At 52.3% G+C, this 18,671-nt stretch carries 18 protein-coding genes; 8 read left to right on the plus strand and 10 right to left on the minus strand.

Annotated features, from left to right (window positions below; all coding sequences use genetic code 11):
• Positions 1-179 precede the first annotated feature (179 nt).
• Positions 180-1,418, minus strand: a complete 1,239-nt coding sequence (gene glyA, locus R3B84_22320; protein MEZ6143312.1) for a serine hydroxymethyltransferase — start codon at positions 1,416-1,418, stop codon at positions 180-182.
• Between the two features lie 264 nt (positions 1,419-1,682).
• Here glyA and purH point away from each other — a divergent pair, with 264 nt between their 5' ends.
• The 8 genes from purH (at position 1,683) to R3B84_22360 (ending at position 9,846) form a co-directional block, all read left to right on the plus strand.
• Positions 1,683-3,254 (plus strand): bifunctional phosphoribosylaminoimidazolecarboxamide formyltransferase/IMP cyclohydrolase, encoded by a 1,572-nt coding sequence (purH, locus tag R3B84_22325; GenBank protein ID MEZ6143313.1) that lies wholly within the window; start codon positions 1,683-1,685, stop codon positions 3,252-3,254.
• 88 nt (positions 3,255-3,342) lie between these two features.
• Positions 3,343-5,115, plus strand: a complete 1,773-nt coding sequence (locus R3B84_22330; GenBank protein ID MEZ6143314.1) for an Hsp70 family protein — start codon at positions 3,343-3,345, stop codon at positions 5,113-5,115.
• Positions 5,112-5,837 carry a hypothetical protein gene (locus tag R3B84_22335; GenBank protein MEZ6143315.1) on the plus strand — a complete coding sequence of 242 codons (726 nt, stop codon included), beginning with the start codon at positions 5,112-5,114 and terminating at the stop codon, positions 5,835-5,837. Before R3B84_22330 ends, R3B84_22335 begins: the two co-directional genes overlap by 4 nt.
• 54 nt (positions 5,838-5,891) lie before the next feature.
• A complete protein-coding gene (locus tag R3B84_22340) occupies positions 5,892-6,440 on the plus strand; it encodes an NUDIX hydrolase (GenBank protein ID MEZ6143316.1) in 549 nt (182 codons plus the stop codon).
• A gap of 11 nt (positions 6,441-6,451) precedes the next feature.
• Positions 6,452-8,362: a selenocysteine-specific translation elongation factor gene (gene selB / locus R3B84_22345; protein MEZ6143317.1), complete on the plus strand. Its 1,911-nt coding sequence runs from the start codon at positions 6,452-6,454 to the stop codon at positions 8,360-8,362.
• Positions 8,316-8,492 (plus strand): hypothetical protein, encoded by a 177-nt coding sequence (locus R3B84_22350; GenBank protein ID MEZ6143318.1) that lies wholly within the window; start codon positions 8,316-8,318, stop codon positions 8,490-8,492. The genes selB and R3B84_22350 overlap by 47 nt, the downstream gene beginning before the upstream one ends.
• A 202-nt stretch (positions 8,493-8,694) precedes the next feature.
• Entirely contained in the window at positions 8,695-9,156 is a 462-nt protein-coding gene (locus R3B84_22355; GenBank protein ID MEZ6143319.1) for a hypothetical protein, read from the plus strand.
• Positions 9,157-9,384: 228 nt separating this feature from the next.
• The gene (locus R3B84_22360; GenBank protein ID MEZ6143320.1) at positions 9,385-9,846 is read left to right on the plus strand and encodes a glycosyltransferase; all 462 of its coding nucleotides are present in this window, start codon (positions 9,385-9,387) and stop codon (positions 9,844-9,846) included.
• Here the strand turns inward: R3B84_22360 and R3B84_22365 are convergent.
• The 9 genes from R3B84_22365 to R3B84_22405 form a co-directional block, all read right to left on the minus strand.
• Entirely contained in the window at positions 9,764-10,108 is a 345-nt protein-coding gene (locus R3B84_22365; protein ID MEZ6143321.1) for a hypothetical protein, read from the minus strand. The two genes, R3B84_22360 and R3B84_22365, sit on opposite strands and share 83 nt — an antisense overlap.
• Positions 10,101-11,057, minus strand: coding sequence for a DUF1559 domain-containing protein (locus R3B84_22370; GenBank protein MEZ6143322.1), 957 nt, complete (start codon positions 11,055-11,057; stop codon positions 10,101-10,103). The genes R3B84_22365 and R3B84_22370 overlap by 8 nt, the downstream gene beginning before the upstream one ends.
• A 175-nt stretch (positions 11,058-11,232) precedes the next feature.
• Positions 11,233-12,267, minus strand: a complete 1,035-nt coding sequence (locus tag R3B84_22375; protein ID MEZ6143323.1) for a hypothetical protein — start codon at positions 12,265-12,267, stop codon at positions 11,233-11,235.
• Between the two features lie 169 nt (positions 12,268-12,436).
• Positions 12,437-13,261 (minus strand): hypothetical protein, encoded by an 825-nt coding sequence (locus tag R3B84_22380; protein ID MEZ6143324.1) that lies wholly within the window; start codon positions 13,259-13,261, stop codon positions 12,437-12,439.
• Positions 13,262-13,416: 155 nt separating this feature from the next.
• Positions 13,417-14,382 (minus strand): polysaccharide deacetylase family protein, encoded by a 966-nt coding sequence (locus R3B84_22385; protein ID MEZ6143325.1) that lies wholly within the window; start codon positions 14,380-14,382, stop codon positions 13,417-13,419.
• A complete protein-coding gene (locus tag R3B84_22390) occupies positions 14,382-15,713 on the minus strand; it encodes an NAD(P)/FAD-dependent oxidoreductase (GenBank protein ID MEZ6143326.1) in 1,332 nt (443 codons plus the stop codon). Before R3B84_22390 ends, R3B84_22385 begins: the two co-directional genes overlap by 1 nt.
• Positions 15,713-16,426, minus strand: coding sequence for an acyltransferase (locus tag R3B84_22395; GenBank protein ID MEZ6143327.1), 714 nt, complete (start codon positions 16,424-16,426; stop codon positions 15,713-15,715). Before R3B84_22395 ends, R3B84_22390 begins: the two co-directional genes overlap by 1 nt.
• 7 nt (positions 16,427-16,433) lie before the next feature.
• The gene (locus R3B84_22400; GenBank protein ID MEZ6143328.1) at positions 16,434-17,420 is read right to left on the minus strand and encodes a Gfo/Idh/MocA family oxidoreductase; all 987 of its coding nucleotides are present in this window, start codon (positions 17,418-17,420) and stop codon (positions 16,434-16,436) included.
• Entirely contained in the window at positions 17,413-18,654 is a 1,242-nt protein-coding gene (locus R3B84_22405; protein MEZ6143329.1) for a DegT/DnrJ/EryC1/StrS family aminotransferase, read from the minus strand. The genes R3B84_22400 and R3B84_22405 overlap by 8 nt, the downstream gene beginning before the upstream one ends.
• Positions 18,655-18,671: the final 17 nt, after the last annotated feature.

Here is an 18,671-nt window from a genome sequence, read left to right on the forward strand (position 1 = left end):
ATGAGTGCCGTTGATGGGTTCCTTCCCACTGCCAAAGAAATATGAAGAAAAACTAATTAATTTTGACATTCCACTGAATCAAGGGTGGTTTCAAATAGTTGTTTGATCATCACGCCGGGATGATCGGAAAATGGAAACACTCAACAGATAGATCGGTAAGTAACCGATTCAGAATTTGCTCAAACCGTGGGTGCGGGGAATGCTTTGCCCAGTTCTGCCACCTGACCGCGGATGGTAGCGTGCAGCGTGGTGTCTTCCGGTCGTTCCAGCACCTGACTGATCCACTTGCCAATCGTGGCCATTTCGGCTTCCTTCATCCCACGGGTGGTCAATGCGGGCGTGCCCACGCGAATACCACTGGGGTCCAGTGGTGGGCGTTCATCAAACGGAATCATGTTTTTGTTCACCGTAATGCCCGCCTGATCGAGGGCATGTTCGGCCACTTTACCGCTGACACCTTTCGACCAGACATCCACCAGAATCATGTGGTTGTCGGTGCCACCGGAAACCAGGCGAAAACCCTGTTCCAGAAACGTGGCGGCCAGTGCCTGGGCATTTCGAATCACCTGCTGCATATCCTGCTGAAAGCTGGGTTGCAGGGCTTCTTCGAACGCAACTGCTTTGCCCGCAATCACATGCATCAACGGGCCGCCCTGGATGCCAGGGAAAACAGCAGAATTAATCTTGGGGCCCCAGCTTTCTTTGGAAAGAATAATCCCCCCGCGTGGGCCTCGCAGGGTTTTGTGGGTCGTGGACGTGACAAAATCGGCATGGGGAACCGGATCCGGATGCAGTTTTGCTGCCACCAGACCAGCGATGTGGGCCATATCGACCATGAACAGGGCACCCACTGATTTGGCGATTTCCCCAAAGCGGACAAAATCAATCTGACGTGGGTAGGCACTGGCACCCGCAATGATCATTTTTACCTGGTGCTGCTTCGCCAGAGATTCCACCTGATCGTAATCAATCTGGTGGGTCTTGGCATCCACCCCGTAACCCACCGGCTGAAAATATTTGCCGCTGATGTTCAACTTCATGCCGTGCGTCAGGTGCCCACCGTGGGCCAGATCCATCGCTAAAAAGGTGTCGCCAGGTTGCAGTGCGGCCAGAAAGACTGCCATATTTGCCTGAGCACCCGAGTGGGGCTGCACATTGGCCTTTTCTGCCTGAAACAGCTTCAAAACCCGCTCAATGGCCAGTCGCTCTACCACATCGACATTCTCACAGCCGCCATAATATCTACGGCCGGGATAGCCTTCCGCGTATTTGTTGGTCAGCACGCTCCCCTGAGCCTGCATGACCGCACGGCTGGTGTAATTTTCGGATGCAATCATCTCCAGGCCGTGCTGCTGACGTTGGCGTTCTGCCTGAATTGCTGCCCAGATTGCTGGGTCTGTTTTTTCCAGATCGTTCATAAGTTCTACGTAGTTAAACCAAGGTTGTTATATGATGTTGTGCGTCGAAAAAACGTCCATTTGACCGCACCGTGGGCCATCTTTATGAAAGTAAACTCATTAATGAGAATTTACCCATCACTTGCCGCACATTTTTCAAGCGAATCAGGAACCTCAGATAATCTGCAGTGATATTTTCTTCGCACTTTTTCTTTCCCGTTCGCACCTGAACAACTAAAAAATGGATTTCTGGCATTGAAACTACCACAGAGAACCTGGGACAGCATGACGAAATTACCCATCCGACGAGCGTTGATCAGCCTTTCGGACAAAACCCACATTGAAGATCTGGTGCGGGTGCTCACGGAATTTGGCGTGGAGTTGATTTCCACCGGCGGAACGCGGCAACTTCTTGCTGCCAAAGGATTTACGGTCAAAGATATCAGCGAAGTGACCCACTTTCCCGAGATGCTGGATGGGCGGGTAAAAACGCTGCACCCCAAGATCCATGGTGGGCTGCTGGGGCGACGCGATTTGCCGGAACATTTGCAGACAATGGAAGAACACGGCATAGAACCGATCGACATGGTGGTATGCAATCTGTACCCGTTTGCGCAAACACTTGCCAAACAGGGAGTTACGGAAGAAGAACTGATTGAAAATATCGATATCGGTGGGCCTTCGATGCTGCGGTCGGCTTCGAAGAACTTTGTCGCCGTGGCGGTGGTTACCAGTCCCAGCCAGTATGGGGATATTGTTGCCGAATTGAAGGCAAATCAGGGTTCGTTAACATTGCATACCCGTCGACAACTTGCTGCGGCGGCGTTCCAAATGACGGCAACTTACGACAGCACCATTGCGAATTATTTTGCAAAAGAGGAGAGTACAACCGAATTTGCCCCCCACCTGCAAATCAACGCAACTCTTTCCAGCACCTTACGTTACGGCGAAAATAACCACCAGAAGGCGGCATTGTATCTGGAACCAGGTGTCCACCATGCGTGCGTGGCGACAGCACGCCAGTTGCACGGCAAAGAACTCAGTTACAACAACATTCTGGATGTCGATTCCGCTTTCAACCTGGTGCGGGAATTCGCCCCACCTGCCGTGGTGGTGGTCAAGCACAACAATCCGTGCGGTGCGGCCAGTGCTCCAACGCTTGTCAAAGCGTTTGAAGATGCCTGGGCGGGTGATCCCAAATCCGCTTTTGGTGGGATTCTGGCGTTTAACCGTCCATTGGATGAAGAGACAGCGAATCTGATTGCCGAACCGGGCCGGTTTGTGGAGTGCATCATTGCACCAGGGTTTGAACCGAAAGCGGTCGAAATTCTCACCACCAAGCCCACCTGGAAGGCGAATGTGCGGTTGCTGACCACGCCAGAAATCAGTCTTCCCCCGCAAGGGTGGGATTATCGTCGCGTCGATGGTGGGATGCTGGTGCAGAACCGCGACGTGGGTGCGGACCACCCGGAAACCTGGAAAGTAGTCAGTAAACGCCAGCCCACCCCAGAAGAACTGGAAGAACTGAAATTTGCCTGGCTGGTCTGCAAACATGTGAAAAGTAACGCGATTGTTCTGGCACGTGGGACGAAAATTGTCGGCGTGGGTGCCGGACAGATGAGCCGCGTTGATTCCACGGAAATCGCCATCAAAAAAGCGGGTGAACTGGCACGTGGCAGCGCACTGGCTTCAGATGCATTCTTCCCATTTCGGGATAATGTCGATCAGGCAGCCGGCCACGGCGTGCAGTGCCTGGTGCAGCCTGGTGGTTCCATGCGGGATCAGGAATCGATCGAGGCAGCCAACGAACACAATATGGTGATGTTGTTTACCGGCATTCGCCATTTTCGGCATTAATTCTGCCCCGCGAACAATCTTGGAAAAATCAGCGTCTATCGGTGGAGTTCGACTAAAATAAAGAACACGTTTACAGGGAAATAAGTCCATGAGCCGCATCGTTGGAATCGATCTGGGCACCACAAACAGTGCGATTGCCTACATGGGTGAAAACGGCCCCACGTTGATCCCCAATGCCTTGGGTTCCAATCTTACCCCATCGGTGGTGGCCATTGACGATCAGGGCCGCGTCCTGGTGGGGGCAGAAGCCAAAGAATATCGGGTGATGTATCCGGATTCCGCCGCTTCGGTATTTAAGCGCCACATGGGCACCGACTGGACCACCAAAATTGCTGGTCGGGAACTCAAGCCGGAAGAGCTTTCCAGCCTGATCCTGCGGTCGCTGAAGGCCGATGCAGAATCGTTTCTCAAGGAACCAGTCACGCGGGCTGTCATTACTGTGCCCGCCTATTTCAACGATCGCCAGCGCAAAGCGACCATTGCAGCGGGTAAAATTGCTGGTTTTGAAGTCGAACGAATTATCAACGAGCCCACTGCAGCCGCAATTGCCTACGGTTTTCACGAAACAAAAGAAGATAAAACCATTCTGATCATTGATCTGGGTGGGGGCACGTTTGACGTATCCTTGGTCGATCTGTTTGATGGTGCCTTGGAAGTGAAGGCGTCTTCGGGTGAAAGTATTCTCGGTGGGGAGGATTTTACCCGCACACTGGCCGCACGGTTGCTGGAACGGGCAGGTATCAGTTTTGAACGTGCCGAAATGAGTTCCCCACTGCAAGTGTCGCGGATGCTGCAACTGAGCGAAAGTGCCAAGCAGAAGTTAACCCGCGAAGAAAGTGTCGTGGTTCGGATTCCCGACGCCAAAGGGGAACTACCCGCCGATGCAATGGAAATTACGGTCACCCGCAGCCAGTTTGAAACCTGGATTGAGCCAATTTTGGCCCGCGTGGAACTGCCGATTCGGCGTGTGCTGGGCGACGGCCGTGTGAAAAAAGAAGATGTAACTGAAGTGGTGCTGGTGGGTGGGGCAACACGCACCCCGCTACTGTTTGACCGCGTGGCCCGAATGCTTGGGAAAGTGCCCCACCGTCGGCTGAATCCGGACGAAGTAGTGGCGATGGGTGCCGCAGTGCAGGCAGGGCTGTTTGCTCAGGATGCCTCGCTGGAGGATATGGTGGTCACCGATGTATCACCATTTACGCTGGGAATTGCGATCAGCAAGAAAATGGGCAGCGAAATGCGTGATGGCTATTTCATGCCGATTATTCAACGGAACACCACGATCCCTGTCAGCAAGAGTGATCTGGTTGCCACGCTGTATCCCAACCAGACCATGATCATTCTGCGGGTCTTCCAGGGCGAAAGCCGTCGGGTGGAAGATAACCACCAACTGGGCGAACTGGAAGTGAAAGGTATCCCACCTGGGCCTGCGGGGCAGGAGGTGGAAGTTCGCTTTACCTACGATCTGAACGGCGTGCTGGAAGTAGAAGCAGAGATTGTGGCAACCAAAACAAAGGTTTCTACCGTCATTACCAAAGCCACCAAGGGAAATCTTTCGAAAGAAGAGATCCAGCGGGCATTGGAAGAGATGAAAAAGCTCAAGATGCACCCTCGGGAAGACAGCGTCAACCGTTATCTGCTGAAACGGGCAGAACGGCTCTATCAGGAACTGCCCACCGATCTGCGGGAAGTGCTGGGAATGCTGCTGGATGGGTTTGAGGAAGCGTTGGGCACTCAGGATCCGTTTGCGATTGAAAACAACCGCACGGCACTGGAACAGTTTTTGAATCTGTACGACAAAGATTTCTCACCTCCGGATGAGGGCGATTCCAGCAACCCACCGGACAATCAAACGAAATGACTTCAGATTTTGATCCTTATCACCAGGCAGCACTCCAAGTGCTGGCACTGGATGCGAACCAATCCAAAAGCGAGCAGCGTGCGGCAGTGATGCAACGCCTGCAACGTACCGGTTTTCTGCTGGAACAGATCGATCGGGAAGCATTATCCGTGCTTGGTTTTGAAGCCAAAACTACCGAACTGCATTTTTTGCGCGATAAAGCACAGGAAATTCTTTTTGCCCGGGTGGAAGAGTTTGGCAAGAAATACTGGACCCTCGATCCCCCAGAACGGCAGGCACAGTGGCAGCATCTGAATAATATTTCGATCGATTTTCCGTTGGTGCGTAATTATGTCAACTCCCTGAAGGGTGGGCTGGATTACAACCCGCCGAAGGCGATTTCGCCCGATCTGGAAAGTGCTGTGCAAACGATTTTGGATATCTATCCGATGTCTCCGCGAGATCGCATTCGTGAAGCAGCGAAATTCCGCGACCTGTGGGGCATCGAATCGGAAAAACTGGAAGATCGCGTTGAAAGAATCCAACGTGAATACCCCGCCCTGTGTGCGTTCAGTTCCAACTGCATTCGGTTGCTTGGTGGCACTATTCCAGAAACGCACAACCAGAAATCGAAATCGAAGTTGCGTCAGTGGATCGGCGATAATTTGAACATGTTCATTTTGCTGGTTGTTTTTATGCTGGGTATCTTCGTTTTATTCATTGCCTGGCTGACCAGTGAATGAACTGCACTCTTTTTGCAATTCGGGCATTATTCGTGAAATCCACAGGAGAAACAGTTGGCTAGAGAACTGATCCATCAAGGTCGAAAAATTCAGGTTTATCTCGATCAGGAAACGAATGATGATGGTGTTTCATTTACCCGCGACCTGATTCTCCACCCGGGTGCGGTGGTGATTTTGCCCATTATTGATGCCGACCACATCTGCCTGCTGAAAAATTACCGCTTTGCAGTGGCAGACACCTTGTGGGAGGTACCTGCGGGCACCCTGGAGCCTGCCGAAAAGTTGCAAGTCTGTGCAGAGCGAGAACTTGCGGAAGAAACGGGCTACCGGGCTGCCTCATGGCACTACCACGGTTTCTTTTATGCATCCCCAGGGGTGCTGAACGAAAAACTGCACCTTTTCTTCGCGTGGGATCTGGAACAGGGGATCGCCCGACCAGAAGTTGATGAACAACTGACTCCCCACGTGGTGCGACGGGTCGATGCACTGCAAATGGTGGCCGATGGCACGATCTGCGATGCGAAAACTGTCACCGCACTCCTCTTGTGGGAGCACGTTTACCGGCAAAAGCTTCTCACAAAACTTTCATCATTACCCAGTTGATTGAATTTACTATGACACGGAATCTGATTCTTGGCACGGCTGGCCACATCGATCATGGGAAAACCTCTCTCATTAAAATGCTGACGGGTGTGGACACCGACCGATTGCCGGAAGAAAAAGCACGTGGCATCAGTATCGACATCGGATTTGCCCAGATTACCACGCCTCAGCACCAGTTTGGCGTGGTGGATTGCCCAGGTCATGAGAAATTCATTAAAAACATGCTTGCGGGTGCGACAGGAATCGACCTTGCCCTGTTGGTGGTTGCAGCAGACGATGGCATCATGCCCCAGACCCGCGAACACCTCGACATTCTGCGTTACCTGGGCATCCCACGTGGGGTAATTGCGATTACCAAAGCCGATCTGGTGGATGAATCGGCACTGGAGTTGCTGGAACTGGAAATCCGCGACGCAATGGAAAAAACTTTTCTGGCAGAAGCTCCGATTGTCCGCACCGCCATTCCCACCGAGCAGGGCAAGGCAGAATTGCTGCAAGCTCTTGATCAGCAGGCAGATACGGCGATTTTTGCCAATCGGAATTCCTGGTTCCGCCTGCCCATCGACCGGATTTTCGTGGTGCAGGGCCATGGCACCGTGGTCACCGGTTCGATTATCAGTGGTACCACCCACGTGGGGGATGAATTGGAATTGCAACCTGCAGGCACCCGTGTACGGGTGCGTGGGTTGCAGTCGCACAGTTTGTCCCACGATCAGCTTGGCCGCAGCCAGCGTGCCGCAATCAACCTGGCAGACGTTGATTCCCACCAACTGCATCGTGGGCACGAACTGGCCACCCCAGGCTACCTGCAGCCCAGCCGCCTGATTACGGTACAACTGGAAGCCGTTGCCCGCTACCCACGTGGCTTGCGGCATCGCCTGCCGGTCCGCCTGCACGCAGGTACCACCGAGGCAATGGGGGTCCTCAGCCTGCTGGAGGCCGATCACCTGAACCCGGGACAGCACGCACTCGCACAGATTTTTCTGGATGAACCAGTCACGGTCACATGGGGGCAACCGTTCATCGTGCGGGACTCTGCTGCCACCATCACGCTGGGTGGGGGAAAAGTGATTCAGCCCACCAGCCGCAAAATTCATCGCCGGCAACTCGAACCAATGCGGCAACTTCAGGAATTACAAACGAATGATCCGCTCAGGCGGTTGACAGCGTTCGCCTGGTTTCGTGGCAGCAATGGGTTTACCCCACCGGAATTGGTACGTGAAATTGGCATTATGCCAGGCGAAATTGATCCCACAATCGCGACAGCCACCACACAGCAGGTGGTGCAGAGATTGGGCAAAGGAAATCATTATTTTTCTGCCGCGATCATTAATGAACTGGCGAATAAGGTGCTGCAGGAACTGCTGGCACTGCACCGTGCCAATCCGCTGCAACTGAATTACGATCGACAGCACCTGATTTCGCGGTTTCATTACCTGAATAATGACCCGATGGTCGATGCGGTGATTGAACACCTGGTTGACACCCAACAGGTGACCACCACAGAACAAGGTCGTAAACTGGCACACGCCGACTTTCGCCCGCGCCTGACCCACAATCAGTTGCAATTAAAGAACAAAATTGTTGCTGCAATTCTACAAGGTGGACTGCAGCCACCGGAACTGGAAGAGTTTCGCAAAATGGCTGGCACGTTATCAAGAGAACTGGGGGAAGTAATTGCAGTGGCCATTGCGAAAGGGGAGATTGTCCCACTGACGGCAACAATTTTCCTGCACCAGCAACATCTGGAGGCCGCTAAGCAGCACGCACGCACCCTGGCCACAGGTGGCAACGGCTTCACTGTTTCCGAACTACGGGAAAAACTGCAGACCACACGGAAGTACGCCGTGCCACTTTGTGAGTATTTTGACAAAATTGGCTTCACGCGACGCGAAAACGATCGTCGCTATCTGGTTGAATGATGAGATAAGAGCCAAGGGCTTTCTGGCCTCCATCGCCCAGTTGCAGGCCGATGGCGACAGCACGTTTACCTACGATAAAACCGAAAATCGCGATAATGGCGGTTATGCTACCGGGCAGGCTAGAGTGTAATTATGGAAGGAAATCATCGCATATAGTCTGCACGACAACAAGGAGTTACCGATGACATTCCTGTTTATGCATGCACTCCTGAGCAATGGGAACTTCTTCTCTATGATACATTAAATCCAAATGTTGGGTGGAGAAATCCTCCTAGAATCAAATAAAAATAGTAATCTAATCAAAATTCTCTTTATTTGCAGGCAGTAACAGTATGTCATGGAACGAACTTCGAATCAATCTTTTAACACCAAGCTGGAATTGTGTGTATGCTGAAACTGATTTAGCTGATGTTAGAATTCTGACAATTATACCTGACACCGAAGGGCCAATATTACATATGGCAGATCTTATCATTTGGCTCAAAGCACAAAATGCTACTATAGTTGATTCGCAAGATGATATAGTTGAAGCTGAGCTTGATGATATTGCATTGCTAATTTTATTGAATAATCTGAAGGACGTCAAACAAATTGGATTGAGTTTTCGGTTGTCCAGAAAACAATTCCGTTATTCAGAATGGACAAGCTTTTTGGCAAGCTTTCCTGCAACATGGTGCTTGAGTATTTGGGATCCTATTCTCGAAAGAAAGTTACTGCTTAACGAGATTATTTCTACAATGACAGACATTTCACAATTTCAACGGTATGCTATCAATAATCGATGGTCTACATGAAATATTCTATTGCTGGATAAATAGTATTATTCTGATTAGTGGATCACGGACATCCAAAAGATTGGACCTACAAGGGACGAAGTACGAAGAGGCTACTGGTCAAGGATTCAGAAAAGGAGATCAGAAAGTCTACGAACTGGATTCCCGCCTGCGCGGGAATGGCGTTTGTTGTCACAACCGTCTCAAGTTTAACCGTGGCTATCACCGTCGGCTCACAAAATTGCGCAGATGGTGCTCCCCAAAGTGGGCACGGTGGGGCCAATGAGCAACGAAACCGCAGCCCTACAGCAAATGGCAGCTGGCTACCAGCAACTGGAAGAATTGCCGTTGTTTGCGATGCAGGTGCAGAAGCAGCACAGCCAACAGGCACTCAGCGTGGAACGGCTGAAAGGTTTCTGTCTGGCGGTGCGGCGTGATGTGGTGCAGCAGATCGGTCCTTTGGATGAACAGTTTGGCACCGGCTTTTTTGAGGATGATGATTGGAGCGTGCGGGCATTACAAGCAGGTTTTCAATTGCTGGTGGCCAAGGATGTGTACATTCACCATTTCGGTAATCGCACGTTCCAGGGGGTGGGGCGGCTCGCGGACGGTCATCGACAGAAATTGATTATCGCCCGACCTGGTCTTTGGCGAACTGGAACGCTTCCTGGGTCGCTTTATCCCACCGGTGGGCCTCAGCTAAAGCAATAATTCCCTGAAATGCATCTGCTTCATTTTTCGTAACCTTTTGCTCAGCAAGAAGTTTCGTCAGATCTGCTTTGGTTTCTGCCAGCAGTTTCTCATTTTTGGTGTTGCACGCACCGTAGAGCTTTTTGGTTAACTGCAAACTCTCTGGCGATGTCACCTCGGGATAGCTGGGGCAGCCCGAAAAGAGTAATAGCCCCACAGGAATCCCTACTAAGCTGATCACTATAGTAATGATTTTCCACTGAGATACCTTTGTGCTATTCATCCGCCAGGTCTCCTGCGGCGACGCTGGACATCGCAGAGAACACATTAATGTTGATCGTGGTGGGGATAAACTGCACATGACCGTCGCCCATCAGCACCAGGCCACCGCCTGCCCAGGGTGCGTACATCTGGCATACGTGGCACGTCGGCCAGCCTGGTGGGTGCACAATCCCAGGTTCGCCGGCTGCAGGCCCACTATGGCAGAGCACCAGGGTGGCAGCAGCATCGCAAGTGGTGAACGGGAAGCGGTTTGGATCGGTCGGACAAACCACCGCATTCTGGTGCACCGCCACCCAGGTTTTGTCGCTGATGGTGGTGTGTTCGCCCAGAAAAATGGTGGTACTGGTTCCATCGGTAATTGAAGCAATAGATTCTCGCGAGTTGCGATAAAACGGCCCGCGTCCGGCCAGACCAGACAGTTCGTGCTGCAGATAGCCCCAGCTTTCATCCTGGCCATTGTTCGCCACATAGTGCGAACGCCCCCACTGGGCAATGGTGGCGCCTGTGGTGTCTTTCACATTCATGGTTGGCTGCGAATCAGGTGCACCAGGATTCAAAAACGTCTTCACTGGCTGGGCAACCAGTGCGGTATTAGCAGCATCCCAGGCAGGCAGATCAAGCCGCAACTGTCGATACAGATTATCCTGTTCGATGTAAGGCAGGATGGCAGTTCCCCACGCCCAGCCGTTCGGGCCATCCCACGTATCGGGATTGCGGGTAGCGGCACGCGAATCGGCCAGATACCCAGCCGGGAAGTGCTGGTAAGTATCGTGGTAGGCATGCAACGCAATACCCATTTGCTTTAAGTTGTTACTGGACTGGGCTTTATGTGCTGCCATGCGAACTTTTTGCACCGCAGGAAGCAGCAGGCCAATCAGGATGGCAATGATGGCAATGACCACTAACAGTTCGATCAGGGTAAATCCCCGCCTATAAATTGAATACGACATGCCTGAATCCATTGTTTGGTTCATCTAGAATACAATTTAGGCAATACTAAATAAAATGGCAAGGTATAACCAGGTTTTACGTGAAAGGGTGCTGTTCCTCTTCAATTACAAATAACGAGCCGAGGAAAAGATGTGATTGAAATGAAAAAGGGTTACAAAGACAACGCAACGCAGGTCAGGCCATCTCGGCGATGATTCTTAATGCCAGCTCAACTCGTTCCGGTGTGAGGATGCCCCCGGTGGCTTTATCCAATCGATTGGAGAAGGTATCATTCACCTTGCTGATCCATGTCTGTTCCTGAAACTGCAGTACATGAAACCATGCGGGTATTTTTGCGGTCAAATTGTCGGCAGCAGCAACTTCGCTGTCCAGATATTGTGCCAGTTCCATTTTTTGATGAATCTGGAACAGTTGCATTACAATGTTGTTATCTTTGGGATCGATCGGCACGCAGCAGGTATACACATTCGCCTGCTTCGTGCGAAGTTGTACCCAGCCAAGCAATGAATTAGTTTTCGTTTCACAAAGTGGGCATTGAAACGGATCAATGGGCCGTCCCCATTTCTGTGCCTCTGCAACCACTTTCAGTAAATAACGCAGTGGGCCAGTGAGTTTGTATTTGAAACTCAGAAAATCACGCAATTGCAGTTTTGCCCACCGAATCAGGCAGTATGCCAGTGGGCGATTCAGGGTGTGTGCATCGAGCACTTTTTCTTTCACTGCCTGAAGATAGAGCGGATTGAGTAATTTCAGGGCGGGTTGCCAACGCCCTTCCAGGGCATAGCCACGACTGGTGGTGAATGCACCCCGCCACGAATAAGGAACGCGAGTACCTTCACCTGTGGGCCACCATTCTTTCAGGGTGGCACCGAAATCGATGCTGGATTCGCTGCTGCCTTCACCTGCGAAACCATACCCCGAAACATTTTGCCATTCCGGTTTTTCTGCCGGATTGCCACGGCACGATGCACAATATTTGTCTTTGGCTGCCGCAGCGGCAGAAATCAACTCCCCACAGCAGGCACAGGCGACTTTTTTGTTCGCTCCGGCAGTGGGAAGCGGGGGCATATTCTTCACAAATGGCAGTTCGGGTTTCTGTACCAACTGTAACTGCTGGCACTTGGGGCAACGAATGCGTTTACCAACATCGGTCGAACTCACATAGAGTGTGGCCTGACAGTTAATGCAATTGATTTCGAACTTGTTCAAGGCAGGGCACCAAATTGTCCAAGAATCCCCACTATAGCCGAAAGAATGAAGAAAATAATGAGAATTAATTATTTTTCATTTTTGAAATCCGACAAAAGTGAAACCCCACTCATTTTCGCGCGTTGTCGGAAATCCTTCAAGCAACGGTTTAATATGTGAACTCGATTCTCTACCAAAACTTCCACCAGGGACGCTTCGCCTTTGCGACGCTGTCTATTGGCGTTGCGTTTACTGTATCTTCGGCGTTTTCATTTATTGCGACCACTGGCGTAATCAGCTCACGCTTCGCCAGAATCTGGTAGCGAAGGCATTCGCCCTCCGCACCACCACCAATCGGTGATAAAAATAACTCGTCTGCACCTGGGCCAATTGTTTCGATTAGCCCATCGACAACCGGTTTGTAGTAGTCATAGTCTCCTTCATCAGTCAGTTCAATTTCCTCCTCACGATAGCTGTTCCGTGACATACTCCATAGTGAACTGTTTCCCTCCCATCCGTATATTTCTCCGGTGACAAAATCACCATTTGTAAATCTCAGATAACCCGAACAACACAATGTGTCCGAGCAAATAACGAAAGTTGCCTCGCCGAGTATTCTGCTGGCAAGAATTGCAAGAGCTACATGTGGTTCTTTCGCAATCTCCTTCAGTGCATCTGACGCAGGCGATGTCTGAAAAACGCTGTCCGAAAATGCCTCACCAATGCATGTCGGCATATTGCAAAATTCTGGTCGACGGCTCTGAAAATTGAACATTTGTAATACAAGCCATGGGGCCGGAACGGCTGGTGATCGCTCGGAAACAACGGATGCGTCAATCTTATTCGTCAGGCTGGGGATAAGTTGCTGGGCAGCAACCGCAATCTCGCGTGCCTCGGCGTCAGTAGCCCGTGTGAGAACCGCCCGCCATCGCATACCCATGGGTAGAACCTCGCCGCCAGATGATCCGCGATTGAGCAAAGTCGCGAGAGTGGATACGATGCGATTCTGCTCCAATCGCTCATTTTGGCTGATCGCGACTTCACCTGGATTCAGGATAATCGCCTCTGAGAAAAATGCAATGAAAAACAGGTGGGGGCATCCTGGTAAAATCCGGAACGATTTTTAACGATTGTGATGCTGTTTGTTTAACGAAAACGATGCATGGTGCGTTAAATTGCCAATCGCTTTTTGGGTAACGCACCGCGTTTTGCAATCGCGTGGGCGTGATCGCCCATTGGTATGACCTGATAAAACTTTTCTAGACGATCAAACAGGCGTGCGACAATGGCCATTTTGGTGGCACCGCGCAGCTTCATCGCGGGGAAAAAGTCCAGTGCCTGCACATCATCCCCACCCAGAAAGTCCAGTGGGTGTAGCAGCAGTGACAGTTCCACCCCCGCGTGGTAGCACATCCGCAGTGCGGTGGTCCAATAGGTCAGGGCCAGTGCCTCGCTGTAACAGGCCAGATACAGGATGTAGCTCAGGTGGATCGGCACCTTTGCAATTGGCATCGTGGTGACGGGAATTTCCAGAATCTGCCCACGGTCGCCGTGCCAGTAGTACGGCTTCAGCGGTTGGCGGCCATCGGCAAACTTGCCAAAAAGCTGGGCTCGCTCCCGCTTCTCTTTTTCCGTAAACCCACGCGATGTAGCAAAGTAATAGGCACGTGCCAACGGCCCCAGGTAGGTGGGGAAGGTAGAGGCATCCAACAGGTAGCCACGTTCCATCAGCACATCCAGCACCAGTGGGGATAAACTGAAGCCTGGCCCACGAAAGGTGTTCGGTTTCACCCCCATCACTTCCTGAATGGCGTTTTCGGTATCGGCCAGTTCCTGATGAATCCGTTCCCGCGTGTAGAGGTGCAGCCACGGTTCGTGGTGGAACGAATGATTACCCACCTCGTGGCCATCTGCGGGCAAGCGTTGCAGGACAGTACGATCGCCAGCTTTGGCAGCATCCTGGCCCACGATAAACCAGGTAATTTTCAACTGCCGTGCGGCCAGAAAGTCGCACACACGTGGGACCACCGTCGACAGATAGCTCGGCAATGCCTCCCACCCGGCATCACCGTGGGTCTTCATGTACGACCACTGGTTGTCCAGATCGAGCGAAACACTGGAAAGAAGGCGATTCATCAGGCACCCACCCCCTGCAACTGATTCTGGTGGGAGTTCAGGACGGTTTTCCAGCCTGTCTCCGCCAGTTGCAGTGTCTCGTTCACATTTAATGTGCCATTGACAATATGAGAAGAATTTAACAAATAGACACCGGGCACCGACGTGGTGACGGGTGGGACGTGCTGCGAATAATTCAGCGTCGAAATCGCAAAAACATTCCGCACCCGCGATAGCTGGAACGCCAGCACATCTTCCCGCTGAAAGTGGGGGTACATCCGGGCCAGTGCTGCCAGAAAACGCTCTTTGATCTGTTCTTCCGGCTCTTCAAACATCGGATCATTCGGTGCGACATATTTGGGCAGGTAGACCAGGGTTTTACCGCCAAATTCCTGTGGGTCGACCAGCGTGGTCATTTCAATGACCGCAGTAAATGGCACCCACGTATCGGTGATGTTGGTCACATAGTAGCGGTCTAGGGGTTTTTTCAGCAGAATAGACGCACAGACAATCCCCTGATATTTGACCTGATCGAGCGTAAGTTGTTCCGCAGCGGTAAGTTCCGGCAATAATCGCCTCGCAATCGGTGCAGCAGTGGTCACCACAACGCGATCGAAAGAGTGTTCCCCGTTGTTAGTGACGATTTCCGGCCCGGCCTGGCTGGAACGCACCTGCTGGGTGGGGGTATTCGTCAGGATTTCCACGCCCAACTGCTCAAGGTGCTGCTGAAAACGTTGCAGAATTGTGGCGTATCCACCCTGCACGTAGCCAAACTGTTCCTGTTTCAGCCCACTGCGGCGAGCAGCGTACATGCGGGCAATAATCGCCCAGATAAACGCTGCCGAAGCTGATTCGTAACTGTCGCCCAGTTTTGCCCGCAGCAGGGGAATCCAGATTTTCTCGGTGGTGCGGCGACCGGACCAGCGTTTCAGCCAGTCCACTACCGGAATCTGCTCCAGTTTCTGCCAGTTTTTGATTTTGGAAGCCCGCATGATCGTGGCACCCAGCCGAAACTTGTCAATCAGTCGCAGTGGTGGGAATTTCAGAAATTCGACGGAATTCGACATCGAATACATCTTGCCATCGGTGTAGAAGCCCGTTTTCGTCTGCACCCAGCGCATCTGGTCTTTCAGGCCCAGTTCAGCCAGCAAATTGCCCACGTGCTGGTCCGAAAGCAGGATCACGTGGTAGTGCTTGTCCCAGTGAATATCCCCGAGCTGCCAGGTAGCTGCCAGCCCACCCAGTTCGGGTGCGGCTTCCAAAATGGTTACTTCGTGCCCCTGCTGGCGAAACCGCAGGGCCAGCATCATCCCCAAAAGCCCCCCACCAACGATGCCAATTCTCTCGCTCATCAGTTTTTCTCCGAGGTGCCAGTTTCTGTAGCAAGGGCATCTTGCCCATGTTCGTTCACAGGCAGCATGCCCGTACCACCACTCATTGTGCTTACTGCTACTTCCTGCACGCTGGTTGATTGCACGTGGTAGCTTCGCTGACAGGCACACGTCAGCCACTCGTCTGTGGGGAACGGTTCCGGGTGGTAGCGTGCCAGTAGCTGCCCACAGCGACAGACCACGCCCACCGGTTTTGCAGGATGGCCCATCGCCAGCACAAAATCAGGAATTGATTTGGTGACCAGTGAGCCCATCCCAATCATCGCAAAACGGCCAATTTCCAGGTCGTTACCGATCGTACAGCCCGCACCGATGGTGGCACCTTCCCGCACCAGCGTGGGCAGGGTATGTTCATCGGGATCACTGGGCCGCAACTGCGTCAAATCGGGTGTGGTGGCCCGCGGGAAACGATCATTTGTAAAAATGGTTCCCGCCGAAATCATCACGCCATCTTCAATCGTTACTGCGTTGCAGATATAGACAAACGCATTGATTTTGCAGCGGTGGCCGATCCGAACACCGTAAGCAATGTAGGTTTTTTCCCCCACGATGCATTGTTCGCCGATGGTGGTGTGGTGGCGAATATGGACGTTGTCCCAGATCGATGTGTCCTGACCAATCGATACATGGTCTTCCACTAAAGCTGTGGGGTGAATACGTGGGGGATTCGACATGCAGCAACTATTCCAGTGGAAGCCAGTTTGTGTTTTTCATCGCCTGATACGCCTGCTCAATGACATGCACCGAAGCCAGTGCATCATCGGAATTAATGAGAAGTTGCTCATTTTCACGGCAGCAGCGGGCAAAATTGCCCAGCTCATCGCGAAATGCCTGCACTTTGTCGTAACCGTTGCCAAAACGAATCCATTCGCGTGCGGTGCTCTGCTTGTAGCGAGATTCCCGCCACCCCACCTGAGCAACACCGTGGGTGCCAAACACGCTGACAAACCAATCCAGTTCCTTGTTCAGGCTCCAGGTTAAGTCAATGCTGGCGGGGATGCCACTGGCGGTCTGCACCAGCAGGCGGGCAGAATCTTCCACTTCCAGTTTTTGAATGTTGGGCATCGCAATGGCATGCACCAGTTTCACCGGGCCCAGCAGATAACGGACAATATCCACACTGTGGGTGCCATTATCGACCAGAACACCCCCACCGGAAACGGCTGGCTTCGCATTCCAGCGTTGGCTCATATCCACTTTGCCGGTAAAGGCATTTTCCAGCAGCTGAATTTCACCCAACACGCCAGAAGCGATCAGACTTTTCAGTCGGATCATATCCTGCGTGTAGCGAAACTTGCTGGCCATGGTCAACTGCACGCGATGCTGCTGGGCACTCGCAATCATCCGCTTCGCACTATCCACCGACAGGGCGAATGGCTTTTCGCAGAGCACATGCAGGTTCCATTTGGCCAGATTGCAGACAATTTCTTCGTGGGTACTGGGTGGGGTGCAGACCACGACTGCCTGCATTTCCGGCCCACGCTGGACCATTTCTTCAATGGAAGTAAAGGCGGCACAGCGAACACGCTCTGCCATTGCCTGTGCTGCTTCGGCACGCACATCGCATACTGCCACCAGATTGGCATCGGGGTGGTTTTCAAACGCGGTCACATAGCTCTGGGCAATCCCACCTGTTCCGATGAGGCCAAAGCGAATACGATCAGGCATTGTTGGCCCCCTGAATCAGTTCACCCACGCACGTGTGGAGGGCGCTGGCGATATATTCCAGGTGTTCGGTGGTGTAACATTCGTTCCAGGGCAGCACCAATACCTCATCGAGATAGCGGAATGTGCCCGGAAATCGATCTGCGTGGTAATCCACCGCTTCGGGGCGTGCCAGCGTAAATGGCCAGCGGCTGTTGCCAAATGTGCGTTGTTCGCTGAAAATCTGACAGCGAAAGGCAGGTTTTTGAATATACCGTGGGGCACTGGCGATATTCCAACGCTTTAACGACTGTGCTAGTCCCACTGTCCCACCTGGGATGACTTTGGGATCGACCAGCAGGGTATATTTCCAGTAAACTGGCTGATTGTTTTCATCTCGTGGTGGGGTGGTAATGCCGGGCAGATCGCTGATCTGCTTGGTCAGCCAGTCCGCAGTCTGGCGTCGTTTCTCCACAATGTCGGCCAGTTTTGGCAATTGACCCAACGCACAGGCGGCCTGCAGCTCGCTCATGCGGTAGTTCAACGCCAGAAAATAGTGATCCGGCTTGGGATCGCCATAGCCCCAGGCCTTGTTCACGAACAGATAGACCCGTCTTGCTAATTCCGGATCGGTGCTGAGCACCACACCACCTTCGCCAGTGGTAATGTGCTTCCCTTGTTGCAGGCTGAAACAGCCCAGTTTGCCAAAAGTGCCCACTTTCTGCCCACGGTGGGTAGCCAGGAATGCCTGTGCGGTATCTTCAATGACTGGAATCTGGTGTTTGTTGGCCAGTTCCATGATCGAAGTCATGTCGCACGGATTGCCAAACAGGTGGGTAACTATGATCGCTTTTGTGCGATCCGAAATCCGATCTGCAATCGTTTGTGCGGTCACATTGCCGGTCAGCGGATCGACATCGGCAAATACCGGAATTGCACCCTGGTACAAAATTGGTGTCAAAGCACCCATGTCCGTAATCGACGTGGTGATGATTTCATCGCCCGGCTCCGGATTGAGTGCTGCCACGGCACAGTGGATGGCAGCCGAGCCGGAAGTACAGGCCACTGCGGTACTTGCGTGCATTTCGCCGAACTGTTGTTCAAACGATTTGGCGAATTTTCCTTTGGTGACTGTCAGCGTGCCACTTTGAATCGCTTCGGTAATGAGAGCGATTTCTTCCGCACCCAGCGTGCGGCCGGTGGCGTCCTGATCAGAGGGTAATTGCATTACTTGCAGTGGTTTCGGCAGCATATTCATCAGATGCGAGTCTCTTT

It is taken from the genome of Zavarzinella sp. (assembly GCA_041399155.1).
Lineage (GTDB): Bacteria > Planctomycetota > Planctomycetia > Gemmatales > Gemmataceae > JAWKTI01.